The organism is Streptomyces sp. Ag109_O5-10 (assembly GCF_900105755.1).
In the GTDB taxonomy this organism is placed as follows: domain Bacteria; phylum Actinomycetota; class Actinomycetes; order Streptomycetales; family Streptomycetaceae; genus Streptomyces.
Genome location: NZ_FNTQ01000001.1, coordinates 8,342,298 through 8,365,492 on the forward strand (window position 1 = coordinate 8,342,298; position 23,195 = coordinate 8,365,492).

Sequence of the window (23,195 nt, forward strand, 5' to 3'; positions counted from 1 at the left end):
TCAGCTCTGGCGGCGCTCGGCGTCGGCCTGCAGTTCCTCGCGCAGCCGACCGGGGGCCCAGCCCTCGGTTACGGCCGCCCGGACGGTGTCCGCCTGGGAGGGCGGGGCGAGACCGTCGACCGGCGGGTCGAGGTCCAGGTTGGTGGGGAAGGGGTAGCCCTCGGCGGTGGCGGCGACCACGCGGCGCAGCCAGTCCTCCGAGACGCCCTCGGCCTTGCGGCGCAGCAGCACCGGGAAGAGGGCGTTCGCCATCGCCGCACGGTCCACCGTCTCCATCGCGCGCCCGAAGGCGGAGGAGATCTGCAGCAGGTTCGCCATGCGGCGGATGCCGGTCGAGCGGTTGTGCCCGGCGGCGTGGAACAGCGCGGGGTTGAAGAAGACGGCGTCGCCCTTGTCCAGGGGGAGTTGGACGTGGTGGGCGTCGAAGTACTCGACGAACTCGGGGAGTCGCCAGGCGAGGTAGCCGGGCTCGTACTTCTGGGAGTGCGGGAGGTAGAGGGTCGGGCCGGACTCGACGGGCATGTCGCAGTGGGCGACGGCGCCCTGGAGAGTGAGGACGGGCGACAGGCGGTGCACGTGCGCCGGGTAGGCGGCGGCTTGCTCCTGGGAGAGGAAGCCGAGGTGGTAGTCGCGGTGCACGCTCTGCGCGGCGCCGCCCGGGTTGACCACGTTGACCTGTGAGGTGACCTGGTAGGCGGGGCCCAGCCAGGCCTCGGCGGTCAGCGCGACCATGTCGTTGGCGTAGTAGTCGGCGAACACCTCGGGCGCCCGTAGGGCCATCTTGTCCAGGGCGTTCCAGACGCGGTCGTTGGCGCCCGGCTTGGCGAAGTGGTCGCCGCGGGCGGCGCCGCCCGCGCGCTCCTCCTCGATCAGCGCCGTGAAGGCCTCGGTGGCCCGGTCCACGACGTCCGCGTCGGCGAACGCGCCCTTGAGGACCACGATGCCGGGGCCGTCGAGCAACGCCCGGACCAGTTCGCCCTGCACCTCGCGCCGGCCCTCCGGGGTCGCCGTGAGGGCGCGGAGCCGGTCGCTGTCGTAGAGCGGCACGTTCAGCTCCACGCGCTCGGCCGAGGGGGTGTCGGCGGGATCGGTGCGCTGGTCCACGAGGGAGCGGAACGCGTCGAGGTCACAGTCGGCCTCGGTCAGCCAGGTCCGCGCTCCCGCGGTTGAGGTGGGCATCCGTGGTCCTTTCGCCGTCCGTGCAGTTCTGCCAGTCTTGAGAACCCGAAGCCATCATTCAATGCTTGGCAATACATCAAAAGTGCATCAGGAGCTCTTGGAATCCGTCATGAGGCACCCCTACCCGATCAGGGAAATCGCCCGCCAGGCAGGCCTGAGCACGGCCACGGTCGACCGCGTGCTCAACGAGCGCGGCAACGTGCGGGAGAGCACCGTCAGGGAGGTGCGGGAAGCCATCAAGGACCTGGACCGCCAGCAGGCGCAGGTCCGCATCGGCGGCCGCACCTTCATGATCGACATCGTGATGCAGGCACCGGAGCGGTTCTCCACCGCGGTGCGCGAGGCACTGGAGGCCGAACTGCCCTCCCTGCATCCCGCCGTCGTGCGGTCGCGGTTCCACTTCCGTGAGACCGGCCCGGCCGCCGAGCTGACCGGGACCCTGGACAAGATCGCCAAGCGGGGTTCGCAGGGCGTGATCCTCAAGGCACCCGACGTACCCGAGGTCGCTGCCGCCGTAGGACGACTGGTCGCGGCGGGCATCCCCGTCGTCACCCTGGTGACCGACCTCCCGCACAGCGCACGCCTGGCCTACGTCGGCATCGACAACCGTGCGGCCGGCACCACGGCCGCCTATCTCCTCGAACAGTGGCTGGGCGACCGTCCCGGCCACGTGCTCACGACCATCAGCCGGGGCTCCTTCCGGGGCGAGGAGGAGCGCGAGATGGGTTTCCGCAGCGCGATGCGCCTCACCGATCCGCAGCGGTCCCTGGTCGAGGTCACGGACAGCGACGGACTGGACACCACCCAGTACGACCTCGTCCTCGAAGCACTGAGACGCGACGAGGAGATCGTGGCCGTGTACTCCGTGGGCGGCGGCAACCACGCCACCCTGGAGGCCTTCGAAGCCCTCGGACGCGCATGCGCCGTCTTCATCGCCCACGACCTGGACCGCGACAACACCCGCCTGCTGCGCGAGCGCCGCCTGTCCGCGGTGCTCCACCACGACCTGCGCCAGGACATGCGCCGCGCCTGCCAGACGATCATGCGCGCCCACAAGGCACTCCCGTACGACGGCCCTGCCCTCCCGTCGGCGATCCAGGTGGTCACACCGTTCAACCTGCCGCCGGGGAACCCGTCCACGGCGACCGCGGCCTGAACACCGAAGAACCGCCGCCGACTTGCCGCTGGTGTCAGCCGACCGGGCCAAGCGGCCGACCGGCTGGGGGCATGCGGCCACACTTGTGTGGGCCGGTGGTGGGGAGGTCATGCAGGGAGAGGACGAGGAGATCTGATCGTGCCGTCCGCACCTGCGGGCAGGGGCCAGCGTGTCACGGGGTGTCGGTGGCACCTCGGGGGCATCCTGTGGGCACTCGCGATCGCGGGGGCAGCCGACGAGAGGGAGTCATGCGGGTGTCGTCTCAGGGCGTTACGGTCGTGGCTCTTCTGGCGGATCCGGATGCGCCGACGGAGATCGCACAGCGTATGGCCGACATGCTCCCTGATCGGCTGGCCGGCAGGTCGGAGCAGGGACGGCGGTTCGAGGTCGAGGTGATCAGTGAGCCCTTCACCGCGGGGGCCGAGGACCCGCTCACCTTGATGCGCCGGATCATCGACCGCGGAAGTGCGGGGAACTGGGACATCGTCGTGGCCCTCACCGACCTTCCGCTGCACTCACACGGGCGCAATCTCGTGGTGGATCTGAGTCACGAACACGGCTTGGCGCTGCTGTCTCTTCCTCCGCTGGGGGGCTTCCGGCTGCAGACCAGGGCCCGGCAGGCGGTGGAAGAAGCCGTGCTCAGCCTGGCGGCGGCCACGGAGGCTGAGGTGCCTGCGGGAGGCCAGCCGCTGCGGGGGCCCTTCATCCGCCGTCTCGCGCCTTTCCATCCGGGCCAGATCGGTGAGGAGGAGATCGCCGACCTGCGGTACGTCGTCGGTGGGCCGCGCGGCTACGTGAGAGTGCTCCTCGGTATGGTCCGCGCCAACCGGCCGTGGCGCTTGGTGCCTGGCCTGTCGAAGGCCCTGGCGGCCGCACTCGCCACGGGAGCGGTCGCCACCGTGAACTCCACCATCTGGAACCTGGCCACCTCCCTGAGCACGCCACGCATGGTGATCGCCACGGTCGGGTCTGTCGCGCTCATGATCGGCTGGTTGATCGTGGACGCGAACCTGTGGCATCGAACGGACGAGGTTGCGCCGGAGGCGAGGAAGCGGGCGGCCCTCTACAACGCCTCGACGATCCTGACCGTGGGTATCGGGGTGATCGTCTGCTACGCGGGTCTGGTGGTCATCAACCTGGTGTGGGCGCTGTTCATCCTCAACGGCCGGCTGTTCGCTTCCACGACACGAACGCCGCTGCACGCCTCGGGGTACTGGACGCTGGCCTGGTTCGTCGCCTCGGTCGCCACGGTGGGCGGCGCGCTGGGATCGGGTCTGGAGAGCGACGAGGCGATCCGGGCAGCCGCCTACTCCAAGCGCGAACAGGAGCGTCGCAGTGCGCTGCGGGACGACCACGGTGACTAGTGCCGCAGCAGGCAACGTTCGCCCTGTCACGACGCCCGGCACGCACTCTCGCCGCACCGGCCGAAAGTCCAAGTACATCCAGTACGAGGACTTCCGGCCGGCACGCCGAGAGCACGCACCGGACGCCGCTCCTTGACGGGCAAACGGTGCCTGCCGCGGCACTAGCGGGTGAGATCAGTGGCAGGCATGCCGACGGATGGTGGTCGTCGGGGCGTGGAGATGTGGCTGGTCGGTCGGTGTGTGGTTGTTTCGCCTCGGACTGTCGGACTGGGCGGGGCAGCATGAACAGCAGATGCGCACCCGACTGGCGCACGCGGCTGCCAACGCCGACGCGGTTGTGCTGTTCGGCGCGTCGTTCGCCGTGCGTGGCCACCGCCCGAGGGCCGGTCGGGCGCCCGGTTTCGGAGGTCTGGTGGGCGCGGGTGCCGGCGGGTTCGTCGGCGGCCGTCTCGCCTGGCGACAGGGGGCGGGCGCCCACAAGACCGGGCCCGTCGCCCACCTGGTGCAGCCCGGCCGGCACCGGCCTGACCCGGTCGCCGACCTGAAGCGGGGAACTCCCGAGCGGCGCATCTTGTCCGACGGTGCCCCGGTGAGCGGTCCCGCGACGGCGCCGCAGCCGTGCTTCGAGACCAGGACCGAACCGGACGGCGTCCTGGTCGGTCAGGGCCCTTCTTGTCCGAGCAGAGGCGCGAGGAAATCCTCCCACTGCAGGTGACCGCTCTCCGTGTCCGCGGGAACGAGCTGCAGCGTGACGTCCAGCCAGTCAGAGATCACGTCCCATTCTGCCTGGACAACGGCGCAGGCCCTGAGCGGGCCGAGCCGGATGCACAGTCGTCCTGGGGTGCCTGGTGGGTGGACGGGCCATACGGCCACGTCGCCGATTCCCTCGTGGCGGCGCAGGCCGAGCAGGAGCGCCTCTCGCGACAGTGACCACCGCACTGAAGCGCCGTCCGTCCGCAGGACGATGCGGACGGCGAACGGGTCCAAGGCGGTGTAGTGCAGCTCCAGGTCGAGCGGCACGGCGGGCCGATCGGCGCGGACCAGGTGCGCATGGTGGCGCAATGTGGTGACACGATGCGGATGGACTTCTGTCAGTGTGACTGGCTTGGACACGACTGGTCACTTCCGAAGGAAGAAGAGAAGGGGGTGGGCCGACGGCCATCGGCCTTCCTCGGACCTGCCGTCTGACGTACGGGACGTGGCGAGTACCCCGCTGGGCGGTGCGGCATGTAAGAAGGAGGGGCAGCGTCGGGCCGGGCGCCCCGGATCCGTCGTGCCTAGGGCGGGGCACCCTCTTCAAGGGCCAGGCTGACGAGATGATCGCCGAATCCGCCTCTGGCTCGTGGGCGCAGGCGTCCCGATGTGGCGACAGGGCACTCGGCGGTGCGCAGGACCCGGTGCCGTCCACGGCCCAGCGCCGCGACGAGACCGCGATCTTCGCCCACCGGCACCGGAGGGAAGCCCCCGACAGCCACGTAGGACTCGGCGGACACTCCGAGGTTCGCGCCGTGCACATGGGGGTGGGTCCAGGGGCCGAACGCCGGACGGGACGCGGTGTAGCGCATCTGGTGGCGGGCCGCCAGGAAAGGCGGCTGGTGCGGTCCGGGGATGACGGTGACGGTGCCGACGACCGCGTCCCATCCCTCGCCGGCGCGCACATGCTGGAAGGCGAGCCAGTCGGGTGGCACGAGGCTGTCGGCGTCGGTCGAGGCGAGCCAGAGTCCTTCCGGGCCGCCCAGCATCTCCGGGGCGCGGTCCGCCGCGGCGGCTCGGGCCAGTCCCACGTTGCGTCCCTCGACCTGGACGACCTGGGCGCCCGCGCGCAGGGCAGTGGTCGCCGTGCCGTCCGAGCAGCTGTCCGCGGTGACCACCGTGATCACCGGTACCTCGCACAGGGCGGGGTGTTGCGCGGCGGCACGGATCGCTTCGAGGGAGCGGGGGAGAAGGTCCTGCTCGTTGTGGGCGGGGACGAGGACGGCGAGCGCGCGCGGTCTCACACCAGGCCTTCCGCGGCCGCGGGGGAGCGGGGAACCGCCCCGTCGTCCTGGCGGCGGCCGAACGTCTGCAGGACGAAGTCGTCCTCGCGGTGCTCGCACGACAGGGTCAGTTCCGGAACGGACCCGAGGATGTCGGCGAGTTCCGCGCCGGTGTGCAGGTGCTCGGGCACCGGGTGGTTCCAGTGCACGGCCACGAGGGTGCCGCCCGGCTCCAGAGCGTCGACCGTGTGTCTGAGCAAGGTGGCCAACTCGACGCTGTCGAAGTAGTACAGAAGCTCGGACAGGACGACGAGGTCGAAGGTGCCCGGCGGCCACTGCGTGGGCACGGTCAGATGGCGGACTTCGACATGGGGCAGCTCCCGGGTTCTGCGAGCTGCGGTCTCCGCCGCCGACCGGACGCGGTCGCAGGCGAGCAGGGCGTCGCAGCGCGCGGCAAGTCGCAAAGTCAACTCGCCGACGGAGCAAGCGGGTTCGAAGGCACGGCGAAAACGAGGGCGGGGAAGGGCGGCGAGGGTGAGGTCGTACTTGCGCTGCTCGTACCAGCGCTCGGTCAGGTGCCAGGGGTCGGACGAATCGCGGTACATGTTCTCGAAGTAGGAGGGGGGCGTGCTCACTGGAACAGGACCTCCATGGGGCGCAGATGGTGGGCGAGTTCCTCGGGCGGGAGGATCGCCGCCTCGTCGGGTCCGGGTCCCAGCGGTCGGATCTGCGTGGTGAACCGGTCGATCGCCGCTCGCTTCAATGCCTGGATGTGTGGCGGAAGGTCGAGGCGTCGCGCCGTCTGCCAGGGAATCCGTGCGTCCCCCGGCGTCGCCCAGTGCCACATCCAGACCGGATACAGCCGGCAGAGGGTGCCTGCGCGATGCGCGGCCGCGCGAGCCGCACGGCCGGCCGCCTCGTGATCACTGTGCACGTCACCGGTCCACGGTGCGGCGACCAGGTCCGCGGCACGGACGAGCGGCGTGAGGGCGTCCACGACCTGCCCCTCGTGCCGGGCCACCCCGGTGTCCGGCACCTGCAGGCGAACGATCCGGGCGTGCACGGCGCCGAGTTCGGTGAGGGCGTCCCGCAGCTCCTGGGCCCGTAGCCGTGCCAGGGCGGCGGGTGTCACCACCCGGCTGCGGGGGTGCGAGCCCTCGCCGTCCGTGATCGAGACGACGGTCAACTCCACACCCCGCTCAGCGAGTACGGCCATCGCCCCGCCGAAGCCGAGCACCTCGTCGTCGGGGTGCGCGGCCACCACGACGACCCGGCCGCCGGTCGGCAGGCCGGCCGCCGGGAGCGTCTCCCATCCGTTCCATCGACGCCAGTACGTCTCGTCGGTCCCGGGCGCCTGGATCGGGTTCGCGGGACCTGAGACGGTGCCGGCCCGTCCGGTACGCGGCAGGGGCCTCACCGGGAGTCCTGCGGGCGGGCGAGGAGGCTGCCGAGTTCCGCGAGGTTGCGTTCGGCGTGGTGCTGACGCAGGTAGACGGTCAGGTCGGCGACGTTGCGGGCGTGGCGAAGGTCGTGGCAGAGCGGAGCGGCCCCGGTGGCGCGCCCGACCCGCGTCAGCACCTCGCCGCACACCGATTCGACGAAGGCGCGTACCCGCAGGCTTCGTGCCCGTGCCTGGCCGTTCCTGTCCGACGGATCCTCGTCGATCTCCGCGGCCGCCCGCAGAAGCACTGTGGCGGCGGCGTGCAACTGGACGTCCACGGCGCCGAGATGCGCGTCCGCGTGCGGGTCGGCTCGCTGGGCCGTGGCGCGGTGCAGGGTGCGGGCGACGGCCACGGCGCCGCCGTACCAGCAGGCGGCGACCCCGATCCCGCCGTGCTGGAACCCGGGCCGGCGCACGTAGGCGTCGACCCCGCCGACTGCAACCGCGGGCACGTGGTCGAAGTGCACGTCCGGTGTGTCGCTGCCGGCCATCCCGACGGCCTGCCAGCTGCCTTCGACCGGCACGCAGACGTGCGGGTCGACGGCGACGGCGAAGAGCCGCCGTCCCTCCGGCGTCCGCGCGGTCACCAGGGCGTCGGTGCAGCTGCGCGCGCCTGAGCAGTACGGTTTCAGGCCGCTCAGGACCCATCCGCCCCCGGAGGGAGTGGCCTCGAGGGTGGTGCCCGGAGGTTCGGCTGCCCACACTCCCCAGCGGTGGCCGGTCCGGGGCGGCGGTCCGTCGAGCTCGGCGAGGATGGCGAGCGCGTCGACATGCCCCTCGACCAGACGTGCCAGGCTCAGGTCCTCCTCGGCGATCGACTGCAGGGCGGCCAGGCGGCCCGCGGTCCGCCCGGAACCGGGCAGCGGGAACTCCAGCCTTCCGGCGTCGATGGACTCGACCGCCGAGGCGAACCGCGCGGAGCTCTCCCTGCGGGCCGCATCCGGCGTGATCCCGTCGTGTCGCGCGTGGTCCGAACCGTCTCCGGCGGAGACGTCGGGTGACAAGGTGGTGCCCGTCATAGGTGGTGTCCTTGCTACTCGTCCGCCCGGTGTCTCGCCCTGATCGACCGGACGGCCAGGGGACCGGTTCAGATGGGACCGGTTCAGATGGGACCGGTTCACACGGCCAGGGTCTGGCCGGCCTGATCCCGGCTCGCGCCGTCGGGTCGAACCGCTGCGTCCGATTGTTCGGTGGCCACGGTGGCCAGGAGCCGGTCCGCCGTTGCGAGGGCGTCCTTGATCCCGCATGTCCCGGTGACGACGCACAGCGTGTGAGCGGTGTCCCTGAGGAAACCTCGGCTCGCGGCTGTGTCGTGCTCCAGCAGCCGTGCACACGCTTCCGCGTAGCGAGCCAGCAGCACACGCAGCACCTGGGTATGGGGAGTGATCACGCGGAGAGGCTCCTTGCTCTGAGATAACTCGCTCCCCGGGTGTCCGGCGGCGCCCTTTTCATGCATGGTCGCCACAGTGGTACGTGTACCGAACGTGCGCGGGGCCGTGCTCCTCGCACGAGAGGAAGTATCCGAGGGGCCGCCACCGTCTCTCCTGCCCACGTGTGTGGCGGGGCACCGCTGCCGAGTGCCCGGTGGCCACCGGGTTGTGCACGGAGTGACGCCGGGACGAGGAGGAGTACCGGGGAGGCAGGTCATTGACCGACCGACCACGGAGGTGTCCATGGCGCCGCGCGTGCTGCGCTGTGCGTGCAGCCCAGGAAGGTCTTGCGGAACCGGTGGAGCCCGGCCGACCCGCGCATTCCGCTCCACTCGACCGAGGTGGAGGACGCGAGCGGGCGGTTCCTCCTGTGCGGCCCCGTCCCGTCGGCGCCGTGTGCGCTCGACTGTCCATCCATGATGGTGGTCACAAAGGCGCATCCGGGTCTCCTGGTGTGGCACTGGGTGTGTCATGGAGTGGATGGGCCGGGTGGCAGGGACGGTTCGGCGTCAGGGTGGAGCGGCTCGGCGGGCGGTGCGGCGGGTGTGGACGGAGCCGGGCCGTGAACGGGATCTGGCGGTGCAGGCCGGCAAGGCGGCACTGGCCGCCTGTCTGGCGTGGGGAGCGGCCGGGTGGTGGCTGCAGGCGCCGGTGGCGTTCGTCGCTCCTTGGGTGGCGGTCGTACTCGTGGAGTCGACGGTGTACCGGTCGCTGGCGCACGGTCTGCAGCAGGTGGCGGCGATCGCGGTGGGCACGGTGGCGGCGACGCTCGTCGCGCTGGTGCTGGACAACACGATGGCCGCGATGGCGGTGGTGCTCCCGGCGGTGCTGTTGCTCACGCGGTGGCGCCGCTTGGGCAGCCAGGGCATCCATGCCGCGACCGCCGCGCTGTTCGTGCTGACCAGCGGGCAGATCACCTTCGCCACTTCGGGGGCACGGGTCGCGGAGGCGGTGTTCGGTGCGGTGGTCGGCATCACGGTCAACGCGGTGATCCGGCCCCCGGTCTATCTGCGCGACACCCGTGCCGCCCTCCAGGACGCCGCCCGGGAAGCGCAAGAGGTCCTCTCCTCGGTGGCCGAGGGGCTGGCCCGGGGGGAGTGGGACGAGCATGTGGCCGGGGCCTGGCACGAGCGGGCACTGCGCCTCGGGCGTCTGGTCGAGCAGGCCCGTTCCGCGGTCGGATGGAGCCGCGAGAGCATGCGGGGTAATCATCGCGGTCGCGGTCCGTGTGCCGTGTCCCCGCCCGGAAGGACGTATGACGACGCACTGGCCGTACTGGACCATGTCGCCGTGCACCTCGCGGGCGTGACCCGCACGGTGCTGGAGATCGCCGGCCACCACGACGACCCAGTACGCCCCGGCCCGCGTATCACCGGCCCCTACGCCGACTTCCTGCACCAAGCGGGCCGGGCGCTCGGTCTCTACGGCCGGATCCGGTTCGCGGAGACCGGCACCGAGCCGAGCGCTCAGGAGGCGCTGGACGGGGCTGCCGAGGAACTGCGCCGGAGTCTCGACGAACTCCACCGAACACTGCCCGGCGCCGTACGCGACGATCCCGGCACCCTGGCCACACACGGCGCACTGCTGGCCCACGCCCGCCGCCTGACGGGCCACCTCGCCCTGGACCGGCAGCGGTGACGGCGACACCGGCAGCGACATCACCCATGACCCGCAGCCTCACCCGGGCGGATCCACCGGACCGACTCGTGACCTGCGGAAACAGGATGCGACACAGGCGCTCAGGGACTCCTCGCGCAGGTATCCGCACCAACCACCTCGGAGGCAACTCCCGCCTGGCCCCCACCGGACCTGTGCCGAGGTCGGGAGAGTGGCGGGCCGGGGCCGGGGCGCTGCGGTCCATCAGTACCTTGCCCGCGGCCATCCGCATGTTCCGCCGGGAGGTCTCCTCGAACAGCGCGTCGACCGACTGGGGATACACGGCGCAGAAGCAGAAGGTGAGAGCCGTGGCGCCTGCGGTCTGCCGGGCCCTGTTCTGCGAACCGGCCGCGCCGGACACGGACTGTGTCCAGGTGCAGGCTGCTCTCGCGGGCGACGCGCGCGTCGGAACACCCGCGAGCCGCGTGCAGGACCACCTGGGCGCGCACCCGCAGCCGGTGCTCAGTCTTGTGACCGTAGGCGGCCTTCTTCGACCGTGCGCGTTCGGAGGCGGTCAGGCTCATCGGGCGGGCGACGCAGGCTGGCACAGCGGGCGGACCGGTCAGCAGAAGCAGAAGAGGGGGTGGGCGTCCGAAGGCTCAGGCCGTTTCAGGCCGCCGGAATGCTTCGGCGTTACGCGCGCACCAGTCGGCGAAAGTCCGCGGCCTGCGTCCGAGCAGCCGCTCCACGGTGTCCGTCCGGAACCCGACGGTGTCGGCGCGCATGAGGGTGAAGCCCTCCGTGATGGCGTCGGCGAGTGCCTGGGGTGCGCCGTCGGGGAAGCGGAACCGTACTGCCTCGGCCGGTGTGGCCGTTTCGCGGACCTCGATGTCGCGGCCGATCGTCTCGGAGATGATCCGGACCTGCTCGGTGACGGTGAACGTCTCGTCGCCGGTGAGGACGTACTGCTTGTCCTGGTGGCCGGCCTCGGTCAGGGCGAGGGCGGCGACCGCGGCGATGTCCGCGGGGTCGATCGGCGCATAGCGGCCCGGGCCGACCGGGTCGAGGACGTAGTTTCCCTCGCGGATGGTGGGCAGCCAGTCGAGGGCGTTGGTCATGAAGCCGCCGGGCCGCAGGAAGGTGGCGGGTATGCCGGAGCTGCGGATGAGCTTCTCGCGTTCGTGGTGCCAGCGCCCCATGGCGGGTATCGGGTCGAAGGTGACGTGGAAGGAGGACAGGTGCACGACGTGGTGCACCTCGGCGGCCTCGGCGGCGGCGATGGCGGCGGCGGTGTACTCGGTGCCGATGCCCTGCGTGAGCAGGAAGAGTGTGTCGACGCCGGCGAAGGCGGGAGCCAATGTCGTGGGTTCCCCCAGGTCGCCGACGGCGCGCTCGGCACGCTCGGGCAGTTGTGCTGCGCGGGCGGGGTCGCGGACCAAGAGGCGTAACTTCGCGCCCTTCGCGTCGAGTTCGCGGGTGAGTTCGCGGCCGATGTGCCCGGTGGCTCCAGTGACCAGTATCATCGTGGTTCCCCAAAGTCGTTTGCCGTCTAGCGATGCGAGGGAACGTTAGCCGGTGAATGATTAGCCGTCAATCGACTTGCGTGCGGCTCGGGCATCCGCTTCGCACATCACCGAAAGGCCGCGATGTCAGAGTTCCTGGACCTGCACGGCAGAACGTCGAAGGTGCTCCGGTCCCTGGCCGACGCGGCCATGCGACGCCACGGGCTGCACGTCGGACAGAACTACCTGCTCGCGGTGCTGTGGGAGCGGGACGGCAGCACACCGGGCGAGGTCGCCGCCGCGCTGAACGTCACGACGCCCACCGTCGTCAAGATGGCTGACCGGATGACTACGGCCGGGCTGCTGACCCGTCGCCGTGACGACCGGGACAACCGCCTCGTCCGGCTCTGGCTCACCGACGCGGGGAGTGCCCTGCAGAAACCGGTCGAAGCGGAACGGCGGTTGATCGAGGAGAAGGTGACCGCGGATCTCACCGAGACCGAACGCGAAGCCCTCTTGAACGCCCTGGCAAAGGTCCACAAGGCGGCGAGCAAGCTGTTGAGCGAGCCCGTCGATTCTGGCGACTCGGCCATCACCTGACACTCCCCGCTCCCTGTCTGACCAGATCCGGCAGGTACGAAGACGGCTTCCCTGGCCACCGACGACTTCCTCGATCCCCTGAGGATGCCTTGGAGTGCCCTATCAGCCGCTACCTCGCTATCGCGGGAACCCGCGCACAATCTGGCTCACGTCCACCCTCGAAGGACTTTCCGGAGCCGATCAGCGCGCATCGCGGACAAGTGAGTGTGCGCCTTGGCGGGGCGTTATCTTGTGGATGTGGCCGCATCCGGTAGTGAGCTGGCTTCCTTCCTGCGCGCCCATCGGGCCCGGGTGGAACCGGCGTCGGTCGGGCTGCCGGCCGGCGGCGACCGGCGGGTCGCCGGCCTGCGGCGTGAAGAGGTCGCCGTGCTGGCCGTCGTGAGCGCGGACTACTACACCCGTCTGGAGCAGGGTCGGGAGCGTAACCCCTCGGCCCAGGTGGTCAACGGTATCGCGCACGCACTCGGGCTGGACGCGGATGCTCGGGCGCATCTGTTCCGGCTGGCCGGCCTGACGCCTGTGCCGCCGCGCCTCGGGGCCGCGCGGGACCAGGTGCATCCGGCGCTCCTGCACCTACTGGAGAACTTCCCGGCGGCAGCCGCTTACGTCCTCAACCCGGCCTACGAGATCCTGGCGACCAACCGGACCGCGCAGGCGCTGCTCGCACCGTTCGGCATGACGAACATGCTGCGGATGATGTTCGAACACCCGCAGGCCAAGACGATCTTCGGCGAGTGGGAGGCGGTGACCGCCCGCGCGGTGCACGCGGTGCGGCTGAACGCCGTCGCCTACCCCGATGCGCCCGAGATCAAGTCGCTGGTCGATGACCTGCTGCCGCGGTCCGCCGAGTTCCGGGCGCTGTGGGAGGAGCAGACGGCGCGCGGCCTGAGCCGGGCGTACAAGATCTTCCATCATCCGCAGGCCGGCCGGATCGAGCTGACCTACCAGACATTCGATGTGCGGGCGGCCCCTGGACAGCAGTTGCTCGTCGGCACCGCGGAACCGGGCAGCCCGAGCGCCGGCGCGCTGGCAAGGCTGTCGGCGCACTGATCTTCCTGGGTGCGGCGCACCTAGGAAGCTGCGGCCTTCCGCGAAACCGGCGGCGGCCGGAAACTGGGCACCGACGGGCTCCCGCAGCGAAGGAACCGCGCATGGTGGATCACTCGAAATGTCACGCTCCGCGCGATCCTGCCGGATTCGGCAGGGGTTCATGCGGGTGTCGTCCGTGTCGGCCGGATGCCGTCGAGGATGATCTGGACGGCTCGCTCGCGTTGGGCGTCGTCGCGGTAGGTGCCGGCGGTGGCGGCGAAGATCAGGCGCATGACGTCGTCGGCGTCGACGTCGGCACGCACCTCGCCGGCCTGCTGGGCGCGGGCGAACAAGGGGTCGGCGACGGCGTAGATGGCCTCGCGGCTGGGCTGGTAGGCCCGCGACTCGCGGGTCAGGACGGCGGTGAGCACGTGCTTGGTCGCCAGATGGGTTACGAGGTGCCGTAGCCAGTCGACGAGGGCGGCGTGCGGGTCGGTGGGGTCGATGCCGTGGCCGTAGCGGACCAGTTCGTCCACGGAGACCATGTAGACGCACTCCATCAGATCGGCACGCGTCGGGAAGTTGCGGTAGAGCGTGGCGACGCCGACTCCGGCACGCTTGGCGATCTCCTCCATGGACACCTCCGCGCCCAGTTCGGTGAATGCCGCCTCGGCCGCGGCCAGGACCGCGTCGAAGTTGCGGCGCGCGTCGATCCGTTGTGGGCGGCGAGCCGCGATCATGTCGGCCAGAGCCATGAGGGTCCCCTCGACACTGGAAGTGATAGATGCATTCCGCTAAAGTGAGAGTGTCTCTATCAGATTAGCAGGACGAAGGCAGGCGCTGGAATGTCCACTCCTCCCGCATCCACCCTCACCCTCGGCGGCGAACTGACCGTCGGTCGCATCGGCTACGGCGCCATGCAGCTGACCGGAAAACAGGTCTGGGGCGACTACCCCGACCGGGCCGGCGCCATCGCGCTGTTGCGCACAGCCGTCGAGGCGGGGGTCACCTTCATCGACACCGCCGACGTCTACGGCCCGCACACCAACGAACTGCTCATCCGCGAGGCCCTGCATCCCTACCCCGAGAACCTGGTCATCGCCACCAAGGGCGGGTTCGTGCGCGGCGGGTTCGACTACTCCACCCTCGGCGCCGTGGGCAACCCGAACTACCTGCGTCAGGCCGCGTACCTCTCCGCCCGACGACTCGGACTGGACCGGCTCGACCTGTACTACCTGCACAGTGGCCGGGCCGTCGACACACCGTTCGAGCAGCAAGTGGAAACCCTCGCCGCGCTGCGCGACGAAGGTCTGATCCGGCACATCGGACTTTCCAACGTCACGCTCGAGCAACTGCGCACCGCCCAAGGCATCACACCCATCGCCGCCGTCACCGCGCACTACAACCTCGCCGTACGCACCGGCGCTGACCTGCTGCAAGCAGCCGCGCGCGACGGTATCGCCTTCTCGCCCTGGCACCCGGTCACCCTGACCGAAGGCCCTGACACCCCCGAGGTGATGGCGGTGGTCGAGACGATCGCGACCCGCCACGGCGTCACCGCGCGACAGCTCGCCCTGGCCTGGCATCTGCACCGTAGCCCGGGGAGCCTTCCGATCCCCGGCACCACCAGCATCGAGCACCTGCGCGAGAACCTCGCCGCCGCACAGGTCGCCCTGTCCGCCGACGAGGTCGCCGAACTGACCGCCCTGACCCCCGAAAGGTGAGAACCCCCCTCTCGAACCAACCGGGTCCGCGAACCTGAGGAGCAGGAATGACCGACCTCGAATACTCCGTGTATGTCACCCCGTCCAAGCCGGCGGTCTCCGACGACCTGCCCCCGGGCGAGGCGCGCCGGATGTGGTCGCCCACCGCCGCCACCCTGATCCACGGCGAGCGCGACGCGGTGCTCGTCGACCCGCTGATGACCATCGACGAATCCCGCGCCCTGGCCGACTGGGTGGCGAACACCGGCAAGAACGTCACCACCGTCTTCGTCACCCACGCGCACGGCGACCACTTCTTCGGCGCCCCGGCGATCCTCGAACGCTTCCCGCACGCCAAGCTCGTCTCGACTCCGGGCGTGGTGGAGTTCATGCAGGCCCAGTACGGTCCGCGTTGGTTCGACGGATTCTGGAACCCCCGCTTCCCCGGCCAGATCTCCGAAACCCGTCTGATCGCCGAACCGCTGGGTGACGACGCACTGATCGAACTCGAAGGCGAGCAGCTCCACGCGATCGAACTGGGCCACGCCGACACCGACGGCTCCGCGGCCCTCCACGTCCCCTCCATCGGCCTGGTCGTCGCCGGCGACGCGGTCTACGGCGACGTCCACCTCTACCTCGCCGAGTCCGAGGGCACCGGACGCGGCGACTGGCTCAACGTACTCGACACCATCGAAAAGCTCGCACCCACCGCCGTCGTGTCCGGACACAAACGCGACGGCGACCCGGACGACCCCGAGGACATCGCCCGCACCCGCCGCTACATCCAGGACTTCGACACCGCCGCCGAAAAGGCCACCGGGTACCAAGACCTCTACGACGCGATGGTTGCGCTCTACCCCGACCGGCTCAACCGCGGCGTCCTGTGGAACTCCGCCAAGTCCGTCAAGGGATAGGCCGCACGGACCGGCACGGACCAGCCGGGCGGCCAGGCGGACCGTCCCCGAGATCCAGCGCCTCCTTTGCCTGGCTGTCACGCAGCGAATACCCCTGACCCAGAGCGTCGCTTTCCATCTGACCTGGTCAGAATGGCGACGCTGCCATCAGGCCCGAGCCCGCCGGCGCTGCCACCGCAGACGCCTCGCACTCACGGCATGACCATGCGTACCAGCCCACGAAGTCCGACTGCCGTACCAGGACGACCTCGTTCGCGTCGTGCCGCACCTCGGCTGCGGTGACCGGCATCCTCTCCTCAGGGGGCTTGCTCTCGTCCGGGCGGGGCGTGGAGCTCACATACGGGGGTCCAGAAGCTTCTCGGGGGTGATCGGCAGGTCCCGAACCCGCCGTCCCGTAGCGTCGAACACCGCGTTGGCCACGGCCGCGGCGATGCCGGTGGCGGACAGCTCACCGATCCCCTTGGCGCCCAGCGGCCCGGCATACGGGTCGAACTCGTCGACGAAGGACATGTCGATGTGAGGTGGGATGTCGGCGTTCACCGGCAGTGCCACTCCGGCGAGGTCCTGAGACAGCCAGTGGCCCAGCTGCGGATCGTAGTGGCTGGCCTCCATGGCGGCCATGCCCCAGCCCCACACCAGTCCGCCGATCATCTGGGATCGGGCGGTGCGTTCGTTGACCACCGCGCCGACGCTGTAGACCCCTGTCGCACGGCGCAGCCGCAGCAGGCCGAGGTCCGGGTCGACGCCCACCTCGACGAACATGGCACCGAAGGTGCGGGACGCGACGCCCGGTGCTCCCGCATCGGCGAAGGCGCCGCCCGGAAGGGCCATCTCGCCGTCGCCGACCACTTCGTCGAGGTGCGCCGCACGCAGGATGTCGGCGTACGACCGGCGCTGGTCGCCCCAGGCGAGGGCGCCGGAGTCGGCCCGCACCTCTTCGGCCGGCCAGGAGAGCAGCCCGGCGAGCCGGCGCAGGACGGCGTTGGCGGCCAGGTGCACCGCGGTCCCCATGGCGAGTGTCGTGCCTGATCCGTAGGTGGGACCGGCATACGGCAGGTCCGTGTCGCCCGACACGCCCTTGACGGAGCGGATGTCGATACCGAGCGTCTCGGCGGCGATCTGCGGAAAGATCGTCGTGGAGCCCGCTCCGATGTCGGTGTAGCCGGCCTCGACTTGCGCCGTGCCGTCGGCCCGCAGCCGGACCCGGGCCTGCGAGGTGAAGCGGAACTGTCCCTGTGTGCAGTCGGCCATGCCGCAGCCGATGAGCCAGTGCCCGTCCCGGGTGCCGCCTTCGGGCCGCTCCCACCAGCCGAAGCGCCGGGCACCCTCCTCGTACGCCTCCCGGAGCTTCTTCGACGACCAGGGCGTGCCGTCGGCGGGGTGGGTCTCCGCGTAGTTGACCAGGCGCAGGGCCAGCGGGTCCATGGACAGGGTGCGGGCCAGCTCGTCCATGGCGGAACCGAGTGCCCACGTGCCGGGGCCGTCGATGGGCGAGCGCATGAACGACGACAGGTTGACGTGGCCGCGCCGCACCCGCTGACTCGTGGAGATATTCGGGGAAGCGTAGAGCGCTTTGGAGGGCCCGGTGCCGAATTCCACGTAGTCGTCGGTGACGGCCGTGATGTTGTCGGCCTCGTGGACGATCGCCCGCAGCTCGCCGCGTTCGTCGGCCCCCAGGGATACTCGGTGCTCCAGCAGCGGCTGGTAGCCGACGATGCTGTACATGTCCTGGCGGGTGAGCACCAGCTTCACCGGGCGGCCGACGGCCTTGGCGGCCATGGCGGCGAGGATCTCGTGCGGCCAGACGAACGCCTTGGTTCCGAAGCCGCCGCCGGTGTGGGGAGAGACCACCCGCACCTTGTCTGCCGTCATACCGAGGGCCGCGGCGAGGGTGTCCCGCACCGCATAAACGTGCTGAACCGAGTCGTGGACGGTCAGCCGACCGTCGTGCCACTCGGCGACGATCGCGCTCGGCTCCATCGGGTTGCCGTGCCGGGACGGCTGGGTATAAGTGCCCCGGACGCGCACGCGGGCCTCGGCGAGCGCACCGGCCGCGTCGCCCTTGCGGAACTCCAGTGCGTCGAGCATCCCGTAACCGCTCTCCGGCGACGGCGGTACGGCCACGGCCGTGTCCGGGTTGATGAACGGCTCACGCTCGTAGTGCACCCGAACACGAGACGCGGCGCCCTCGGCGACTTCCAGGGATTCGGCCAGAACCATGGCCACTGGCTGGCCCCAGTAGTGCACGACGTTCCCCTGCATGGGAAGGAAGCGGGTCGCGAGCGGAGGGCTCGGAAGTGTGACGAACGCCTGGTCGACGGCCGGCAGTTCCGTGAGCACGTGGACAACGCCCGGATCCCGCCTCGCCTCGGCGACGTCGTACCCGCTGACCCGGCCCGCGGTGATCGTCGCGCCGACCAGGACCGCGTACAGCTGATCGTCCGCGTTGTAGTCGGCCGCGTACAGCGCCGCTCCGGTGACCTTGTCGGAGCCGTCCTGCCTCGTCACGCCACGCATGCGGGTCATCACGCCTCCAGGGCCAGTTCGAGGGCACGCAGCGCGGTGTTGCGGGCGAGCGGGATCTTGTACGCGTTCGAAGACAGCGGCCTGCCGGCCGCGAAGCCCGAGGTGACGGCGTCCACCACCTCGGGGGTGCCGGGGTGCAGGCCCACCAGTGCCTGTTCCGCGTCGTACAGGCGCCAGGGACGCAGCGCCACAGAACCGAGAGCCAGGCGCGCACGGGAGATCAGACCGTCCCGGACCTCGACCGCTGCGGCGGCGGAGACGAGAGCGAACTCGTAGCTCTGGCGTTCCCGTACCTTGACGTAGGCCGACCTGGGCGCGGGCGCCCCCAGTTCGATGCCGGTGATCAGCTCTCCGGAACGCAGGACGTTGTGGGCGGCCGGGTCATCGGCGGGCAGGGTGTGGAACTCGGCCGCCGCAATCCTGCGGCCGCCGTCCACGTGCTCGGTGATGATGTCGGCGTCCAAGCAGGCGAGCGCGACAGCGGGGTCCGACGGCTGAACAGCCACGCAGTCCTCGGTCCAGCCGAAGACGGCCAGCCGCTCGTTGGCCCCGTGCAAGGCCGCGCAACCGGAGCCGGGGACACGCTTGTTGCAGGCCACCGGACCGTTCGACCGGAAGTAGGGGCACCGGGTACGTTGCACCGGGTTGCCACCGATGGTGGCCAGATTGCGCAACTGCGCGGAGGCGGCCTGGAGAATGGCCTGGGCGAGCACGGGGTACGACGCCTCGACACGAGGGTCCTGGGCCACGTCGTTGAGCCGGGCCAGCGCTCCGATGCGCAGCCCGTCGCCGGAAGACGTGATCTCGTGCAGCCGTGGCAGCCGGCCGATATCGATCAGGTGGCGCGGCGACTCGATGCCGATCCGCGCCCAGTTGAGCAGTTCGGTGCCGCCGGCGAGGAACATGGCGTCCTCCGTGCGCGCACTGTCCAGGGCGTCGGGCAGCGATTCGGCCCGTAGGTAGGTGAACGGTCGCATGTCACCGCTCCTTTCCGGCCGCTGCCTCGACGGCGGCAGCGATCTGCGGGTAGGCGGAACAGCGGCAGATGTTCCCGCTCATCCATTCACGGATCTCCTCGTTCGATCCGGTGTGGCCCTCCCGGATGCAGCAGACGGCCGACATGATCTGGCCGGGAGTGCAGAACCCGCACTGGAAGGCATCAGCCTCGATGAAAGCCTTCTGGACGGGGTGCAGTTCACCGTCCCGCGCGAGTCCTTCGATCGTCGTCACCTCGGAGCCGTCGGCGCTCGCGGCCAGCACCATGCACGCGTTGACCCGACGCCCGTCGAGGTGGACCGTGCAGGCGCCGCACTCTCCCCGATTGCAGCCCTTCTTCGTTCCGGTCAGCCGAAGCCGCTCGCGGAGAAGATCAAGAAGAGATGTGCGCACATCGCACACCACCTGTGTCGTCGTTCCGTTGACCTGCAAGGTCACTGTGGTCTCGGGGATGAGTCTCTCGTCCGGCATCACATCGCTCCTGAGGGGGGCGGCAGATCTTGGGAAGGCGGCTATTTCTCGCGAGGAATGAGAAGTATGCGCATAGTACGCGCGCATATCAGACTTAACGCGCAATTGTGATGTCGAGTGGTGAAAGCGACCTCGTTGGGGAGGGAGTCGTCCCCGCTGCCCGTTCGAGAGCGAGACGTCGACCGGAAGCAGGTCAGCACACAAACACCGGGCTCGGCATCCGGGCCGCGCAGTTCATCGGCGGGCGGGAGGGCGGATTGTGCGTGAGCGGTTCGGCGGCACTCCGCTGGCCGGGACAGGGCAAGGGACGGCCGAGCTCGACCGGCAACGCCCTTCTGTGAGGGCTCGCGCGCTGCCTCGGCGCGCGAGCCCTGTCGGGGGCCGTCCTCGCGGCCGCGGGGTGGGCGAAAGCCGGACGCCGCGCGAACCGGCCGCGAGGACGGGGTCTGCCGCGGCTCCCCCTGCGGGAGGCGGCCCCGGTCGGCAAGAAGACGCCTGCTGCGTGGTGGGCCGACGCCCAGCACGTCGGCAAGCTGCAGATGACGAAAGCACCCCTCGAGGTCAGGATGCCGAGTGACGCGCTGTCAGGAGGGGTGGAGTTCCACGACTACGCGGTAGCTCGCCGGTTCTGAGGTGATGTGCAGGTCGGGGTCGTCGAACATGCGCTGCAGCGAGGCATGCCACTCGGGATTGTCGGTGGCCTTGTCGAGCGCGGTCCCCGACGTCCACTCCGCGATGTGGACGAAGCGGGTCTCCGGGCCTTCAGCGAGGGGCCGGTGCAGGCGGGAGCGGAGAAAGCCGGGCTGGGCCGCCATGATCCGGGCGTTCTCCTGGTACACGACGGTGAAGCGGTCGGCTTCGCCCGTCGGCACGACGTAGCTCTTGATGACGGTGACAGGCCCGTCGGTGCTGGTCTTCGATGCGAGGGAATGGCTCATGCCCCTATTGACCGACGACGCCTTGCGTCTGTGACCGGGGAGATGGCCCTCATGCGAGGTTGCCCGACGGCACTTCGCGTGAGGGCCACTTTCGGGTCGGTCAACTGCCGCAAGGGCAGGATCAGTTGCCGTCATTCTCCCAGTGGTGGACGGCTGTGGTCGCGGTGACGTCGTTCGCGTAGACCAGGGCGACCCGGTGGTTGTACTGGATGGTGTACATCTTCCTGCCTCCGATGACCACCGCGCCGCTGGAGGGGAAGTAGTCGTCGGTGGCGGCCGCTTCCCGCGTGGCCACGTATGCCTGTCCGGTCGGGATGCCGTACATGTTCAGCGGTGCCTGCGTGGAGGCGCCCAGGCCGGCCGGGTACTCGGCCTTGTCGGGGTAGCTGGAGCCGTAGAGGGACACGGGAGCGGTGCCCGCGGGCTTGATGATTTTCACTCCGTAGCTGGTACGGGTGTTGACGCCGCCGGGGTTGTGGAACCACACCTTCGCACCGCTGAACCAGATCGCGGTCCAGTCGTCCTGGACATCCGCGACGACGAACTGCTGCCCGGCCTGAGCCGTGCTGCCCCAGTCGTTCACCCGGCCGGTGCCGGGCGCGGTGCCGTGGATCGCCTGGTCGCCGAAGAGCGGGGCCGTCTCGCTCGGGGCGGTGTGCAGGTAGACGAAGTTGGCCGGGTGCTGCTGCTCGGTGCAGCTGGTCGTCTGGCCGGTCGGGTCGTCGGAGGGACAGATCTGCAGGGTTTGCACGTTGTCCGCGAACGACGGCTTGATCGACACGACGGAGCCCGTCTGCGGCACCTCGGATACGCCGCTGACGGGGGCGTCGAGCAGGCTCATGAAGTGGTTCCAGTCCCAGGCGTAACCAGGGTCCCAGTGCATACCGGAGACCAGGGCGGAGTTGGGCCCGGCAACGTTGTCATGGCCGATGACGTGCTGCCGGTCCAGCGGGATGTCAAACCGATCGGCCAGGTACTTCACCAGGTCCGCCGTGGACTGGTACTGCGCCTCCGAGTACCAGGCGGCGCCGTGCGCGGCGTACCCCTCGTGCTCGATGCCGATCGAGTGCAGGTTGGTCGAGTAGTTCCCCGCGTGGAAGGCGATGTCCTTGGTGGGCACCATCTGAGTGACCGCGCCGGTCGAGGACATCACGTAGTGGGTCGCGCTCGGGTTCGTGGGGTTCGCCAAGCCCGCCACGCCGGCGTCGTAAGTGGACTCCAGGTCATGGATGACGATCGTGTCGATGCGGATGCCGTTGGTCGGTCGGTCGGCGACCTGACGGCCGACCGGTGATCCGGCGACGAACGTGCAGGCGACGGTCGGTGGGCATTCGGTGGCGGCTTCCGTCGAAGAGGACGTCAGACGCAACGAGTTGATCTGCTCCCGGGCGGGACTGACGGTAGGTCCGGCGGCCAGACGTACGCGCTGGCCGTCCTGGGTCGTCGCCGAGGCGCCGCTGCGGATGGTGCGAAAGACGCGGTCGGCGAAGGAGGCAGCCGCCTGCTTCTGCTTGGCCTGGCTGTACCGGGCCACGGCTCCGTACCACTGGGAGGGGTCCGCGGGGGTCGCTCCGACCAACTCCTTCTCGTACGAGGCGAGCAGGGCGGCACCCCCGCGGATGTTCGCGGTGTCGTCCTCGCGCAGGGACTTGACGGGCAGCCCGGTCAGCTCGGCCGCCTGGCGCAGGGTGTGCAGGGCGGGGTCCGCGGAGAGGGAGTCGAGGTCGGTGCGGCCCGCCGCTCCCGCGGCACCGCCCGCCAATATGGTGGGGGTGACGTCCGTGAGGTTCATGGGTCCGTAACCGCCGTCGGTGCTCGGCAAGGCGCCGTGGCCCTCCCATGCCGACTCCTGGTGGGAGAGGGCGAGCAGCACGCTCGACGGGATGTCGAACTCCTCGGCAGCGGCCAGCAGCGCCTGTTGGCGAGAGTCCGCGGTCGCGCTCGGGCCGTCGGCGAGTGCGTGGCCGGGCAGGGTGAGCAGGGAGCCCGCGACCAACGCGCTCACGGCGATGCCGAGGGGCACGCCAAGGGCCTTCTTTCTTCTGTGCAAGGTGATGCTCCTCAGAGGAAGAAACATGGGCATCAAGGTGCGCCGGCGGCATGGCCGCTCGTGGGGGAAGGCCCGGGCGACAACTCGATGCGGGATGACTATAGGACCATGTTTGCTGCAGTGGCCACGGAAAGAGTAACTGCTTCTGTCACACGTGTGTTGTGACTGAGCTGTGCAGGAAGGGCTTAACGGCCTTTTCGGGAGCACAAGTTGTCGAAGAGTTCCGGCGAGGGAGAGGCCGCCGCGAAGGTGAGGGACCAGGCGTGGCCCCAGGCGTCCGAGCGAGGGCCGGTAACGGGACGTTGGATTCAAAGACAGTGTGGA

21 protein-coding genes are annotated in these 23,195 nt (G+C 70.0%); 7 read left to right on the forward strand and 14 right to left on the reverse strand.

Features of this window, described 5'->3' with window-relative positions:
• Complete coding sequence (locus tag BLW82_RS38005) at nucleotides 1-1,179, reverse strand: phytanoyl-CoA dioxygenase family protein (protein WP_093506315.1); 1,179 nt, start codon at nucleotides 1,177-1,179, stop codon at nucleotides 1-3.
• A 109-nt stretch (nucleotides 1,180-1,288) separates the two neighbouring features.
• On the opposite strand from BLW82_RS38005, the gene BLW82_RS38010 reads away from it, so the two are divergent.
• Nucleotides 1,289-2,335, forward strand: coding sequence for a LacI family DNA-binding transcriptional regulator (locus BLW82_RS38010; protein ID WP_093506317.1), 1,047 nt, complete (start codon nucleotides 1,289-1,291; stop codon nucleotides 2,333-2,335).
• A 278-nt stretch (nucleotides 2,336-2,613) separates the two neighbouring features.
• Nucleotides 2,614-3,699 (forward strand): hypothetical protein, encoded by a 1,086-nt coding sequence (locus tag BLW82_RS38015; protein WP_093506319.1) that lies wholly within the window; start codon nucleotides 2,614-2,616, stop codon nucleotides 3,697-3,699.
• 660 nt (nucleotides 3,700-4,359) lie between these two features.
• On the opposite strand, the gene BLW82_RS38020 is transcribed toward BLW82_RS38015, so the two are convergent.
• The 6 genes from BLW82_RS38020 to BLW82_RS38045 form a co-directional block, all read right to left on the reverse strand.
• Nucleotides 4,360-4,812 (reverse strand): SsgA family sporulation/cell division regulator, encoded by a 453-nt coding sequence (locus BLW82_RS38020; protein WP_093506321.1) that lies wholly within the window; start codon nucleotides 4,810-4,812, stop codon nucleotides 4,360-4,362.
• Nucleotides 4,813-4,976: 164 nt separating this feature from the next.
• Entirely contained in the window at nucleotides 4,977-5,696 is a 720-nt protein-coding gene (locus BLW82_RS38025; protein ID WP_093506323.1) for a glycosyltransferase family 2 protein, read from the reverse strand.
• Entirely contained in the window at nucleotides 5,693-6,310 is a 618-nt protein-coding gene (locus BLW82_RS38030; RefSeq protein ID WP_093506325.1) for a class I SAM-dependent DNA methyltransferase, read from the reverse strand. The genes BLW82_RS38025 and BLW82_RS38030 overlap by 4 nt, the downstream gene beginning before the upstream one ends.
• Nucleotides 6,307-7,092: a PIG-L deacetylase family protein gene (locus BLW82_RS38035; RefSeq protein WP_256216089.1), complete on the reverse strand. Its 786-nt coding sequence runs from the start codon at nucleotides 7,090-7,092 to the stop codon at nucleotides 6,307-6,309. The genes BLW82_RS38030 and BLW82_RS38035 overlap by 4 nt, the downstream gene beginning before the upstream one ends.
• On the reverse strand, nucleotides 7,089-8,135 hold the full coding sequence (locus tag BLW82_RS38040) for an acyl-CoA dehydrogenase family protein (RefSeq protein WP_256216090.1): 1,047 nt from the start codon (nucleotides 8,133-8,135) through the stop codon (nucleotides 7,089-7,091). The genes BLW82_RS38035 and BLW82_RS38040 overlap by 4 nt, the downstream gene beginning before the upstream one ends.
• Before the next feature lie 98 nt (nucleotides 8,136-8,233).
• Nucleotides 8,234-8,506 carry a DUF5133 domain-containing protein gene (locus BLW82_RS38045; RefSeq protein ID WP_256216091.1) on the reverse strand — a complete coding sequence of 91 codons (273 nt, stop codon included), beginning with the start codon at nucleotides 8,504-8,506 and terminating at the stop codon, nucleotides 8,234-8,236.
• A gap of 511 nt (nucleotides 8,507-9,017) precedes the next feature.
• Between BLW82_RS38045 and BLW82_RS38050 the strand changes: the two genes are divergently transcribed.
• A complete protein-coding gene (locus BLW82_RS38050) occupies nucleotides 9,018-10,184 on the forward strand; it encodes an FUSC family protein (RefSeq protein WP_093506327.1) in 1,167 nt (388 codons plus the stop codon).
• A gap of 617 nt (nucleotides 10,185-10,801) precedes the next feature.
• Here BLW82_RS38050 and BLW82_RS38060 read toward each other — a convergent pair.
• Nucleotides 10,802-11,665 (reverse strand): NAD(P)H-binding protein, encoded by an 864-nt coding sequence (locus BLW82_RS38060; protein WP_093506331.1) that lies wholly within the window; start codon nucleotides 11,663-11,665, stop codon nucleotides 10,802-10,804.
• 123 nt (nucleotides 11,666-11,788) lie between these two features.
• On the opposite strand from BLW82_RS38060, the gene BLW82_RS38065 reads away from it, so the two are divergent.
• Nucleotides 11,789-12,244 (forward strand): MarR family winged helix-turn-helix transcriptional regulator, encoded by a 456-nt coding sequence (locus tag BLW82_RS38065; protein ID WP_093506333.1) that lies wholly within the window; start codon nucleotides 11,789-11,791, stop codon nucleotides 12,242-12,244.
• 213 nt (nucleotides 12,245-12,457) lie between these two features.
• Nucleotides 12,458-13,294, forward strand: coding sequence for a helix-turn-helix transcriptional regulator (locus tag BLW82_RS38070; protein WP_256216092.1), 837 nt, complete (start codon nucleotides 12,458-12,460; stop codon nucleotides 13,292-13,294).
• Nucleotides 13,295-13,452: 158 nt separating this feature from the next.
• Here the strand turns inward: BLW82_RS38070 and BLW82_RS38075 are convergent, their stop codons facing one another.
• Nucleotides 13,453-14,028, reverse strand: a complete 576-nt coding sequence (locus BLW82_RS38075; protein WP_218162393.1) for a TetR/AcrR family transcriptional regulator — start codon at nucleotides 14,026-14,028, stop codon at nucleotides 13,453-13,455.
• 90 nt (nucleotides 14,029-14,118) lie between these two features.
• On the opposite strand from BLW82_RS38075, the gene BLW82_RS38080 reads away from it, so the two are divergent.
• Entirely contained in the window at nucleotides 14,119-14,997 is an 879-nt protein-coding gene (locus BLW82_RS38080; protein WP_093506337.1) for an aldo/keto reductase, read from the forward strand.
• A gap of 47 nt (nucleotides 14,998-15,044) precedes the next feature.
• Nucleotides 15,045-15,890 carry an MBL fold metallo-hydrolase gene (locus tag BLW82_RS38085; protein ID WP_093506339.1) on the forward strand — a complete coding sequence of 282 codons (846 nt, stop codon included), beginning with the start codon at nucleotides 15,045-15,047 and terminating at the stop codon, nucleotides 15,888-15,890.
• 333 nt (nucleotides 15,891-16,223) lie between these two features.
• Here the strand turns inward: BLW82_RS38085 and BLW82_RS38095 are convergent, their stop codons facing one another.
• The 5 genes from BLW82_RS38095 to BLW82_RS38115 form a co-directional block, all read right to left on the reverse strand.
• Nucleotides 16,224-18,416 (reverse strand): xanthine dehydrogenase family protein molybdopterin-binding subunit, encoded by a 2,193-nt coding sequence (locus tag BLW82_RS38095; RefSeq protein ID WP_093506343.1) that lies wholly within the window; start codon nucleotides 18,414-18,416, stop codon nucleotides 16,224-16,226.
• On the reverse strand, nucleotides 18,416-19,393 hold the full coding sequence (locus tag BLW82_RS38100; RefSeq protein WP_093506346.1) for an FAD binding domain-containing protein: 978 nt from the start codon (nucleotides 19,391-19,393) through the stop codon (nucleotides 18,416-18,418). Before BLW82_RS38100 ends, BLW82_RS38095 begins: the two co-directional genes overlap by 1 nt.
• Nucleotide 19,394: 1 nt before the next feature.
• The gene (locus tag BLW82_RS38105) at nucleotides 19,395-19,883 is read right to left on the reverse strand and encodes a (2Fe-2S)-binding protein (RefSeq protein ID WP_177233353.1); all 489 of its coding nucleotides are present in this window, start codon (nucleotides 19,881-19,883) and stop codon (nucleotides 19,395-19,397) included.
• Nucleotides 19,884-20,467: 584 nt separating this feature from the next.
• Nucleotides 20,468-20,821: an antibiotic biosynthesis monooxygenase family protein gene (locus tag BLW82_RS38110; protein ID WP_093506350.1), complete on the reverse strand. Its 354-nt coding sequence runs from the start codon at nucleotides 20,819-20,821 to the stop codon at nucleotides 20,468-20,470.
• 121 nt (nucleotides 20,822-20,942) lie between these two features.
• Nucleotides 20,943-22,898, reverse strand: a complete 1,956-nt coding sequence (locus BLW82_RS38115) for an N-acetylmuramoyl-L-alanine amidase (protein ID WP_371131445.1) — start codon at nucleotides 22,896-22,898, stop codon at nucleotides 20,943-20,945.
• Nucleotides 22,899-23,195 lie beyond the last annotated feature (297 nt).

Excerpts from the sequence above, each read along its gene's own strand:
- BLW82_RS38005 (WP_093506315.1), bottom strand. The coding sequence starts at position 1,179 with ATGCCCACCTCAACCGCGGGAGCGCGGACCTGGCTGACCGAGGCCGAC.
- BLW82_RS38010 (WP_093506317.1), top strand. The coding sequence starts at position 1,289 with ATGAGGCACCCCTACCCGATCAGGGAAATCGCCCGCCAGGCAGGCCTG.
- BLW82_RS38040 (WP_256216090.1), bottom strand. The coding sequence starts at position 8,135 with ATGACGGGCACCACCTTGTCACCCGACGTCTCCGCCGGAGACGGTTCG.
- BLW82_RS38050 (WP_093506327.1), top strand. The coding sequence starts at position 9,018 with ATGGAGTGGATGGGCCGGGTGGCAGGGACGGTTCGGCGTCAGGGTGGA.
- BLW82_RS38060 (WP_093506331.1), bottom strand. The coding sequence starts at position 11,665 with ATGATACTGGTCACTGGAGCCACCGGGCACATCGGCCGCGAACTCACC.
- BLW82_RS38065 (WP_093506333.1), top strand. The coding sequence starts at position 11,789 with ATGTCAGAGTTCCTGGACCTGCACGGCAGAACGTCGAAGGTGCTCCGG.
- BLW82_RS38075 (WP_218162393.1), bottom strand. The coding sequence starts at position 14,028 with ATGGCTCTGGCCGACATGATCGCGGCTCGCCGCCCACAACGGATCGAC.
- BLW82_RS38080 (WP_093506337.1), top strand. The coding sequence starts at position 14,119 with ATGTCCACTCCTCCCGCATCCACCCTCACCCTCGGCGGCGAACTGACC.
- BLW82_RS38085 (WP_093506339.1), top strand. The coding sequence starts at position 15,045 with ATGACCGACCTCGAATACTCCGTGTATGTCACCCCGTCCAAGCCGGCG.
- BLW82_RS38095 (WP_093506343.1), bottom strand. The coding sequence starts at position 18,416 with ATGACCCGCATGCGTGGCGTGACGAGGCAGGACGGCTCCGACAAGGTC.
- BLW82_RS38100 (WP_093506346.1), bottom strand. The coding sequence starts at position 19,393 with ATGCGACCGTTCACCTACCTACGGGCCGAATCGCTGCCCGACGCCCTG.
- BLW82_RS38105 (WP_177233353.1), bottom strand. The coding sequence starts at position 19,883 with ATGCCGGACGAGAGACTCATCCCCGAGACCACAGTGACCTTGCAGGTC.
- BLW82_RS38110 (WP_093506350.1), bottom strand. The coding sequence starts at position 20,821 with ATGAGCCATTCCCTCGCATCGAAGACCAGCACCGACGGGCCTGTCACC.
- BLW82_RS38115 (WP_371131445.1), bottom strand. The coding sequence starts at position 22,898 with ATGTTTCTTCCTCTGAGGAGCATCACCTTGCACAGAAGAAAGAAGGCC.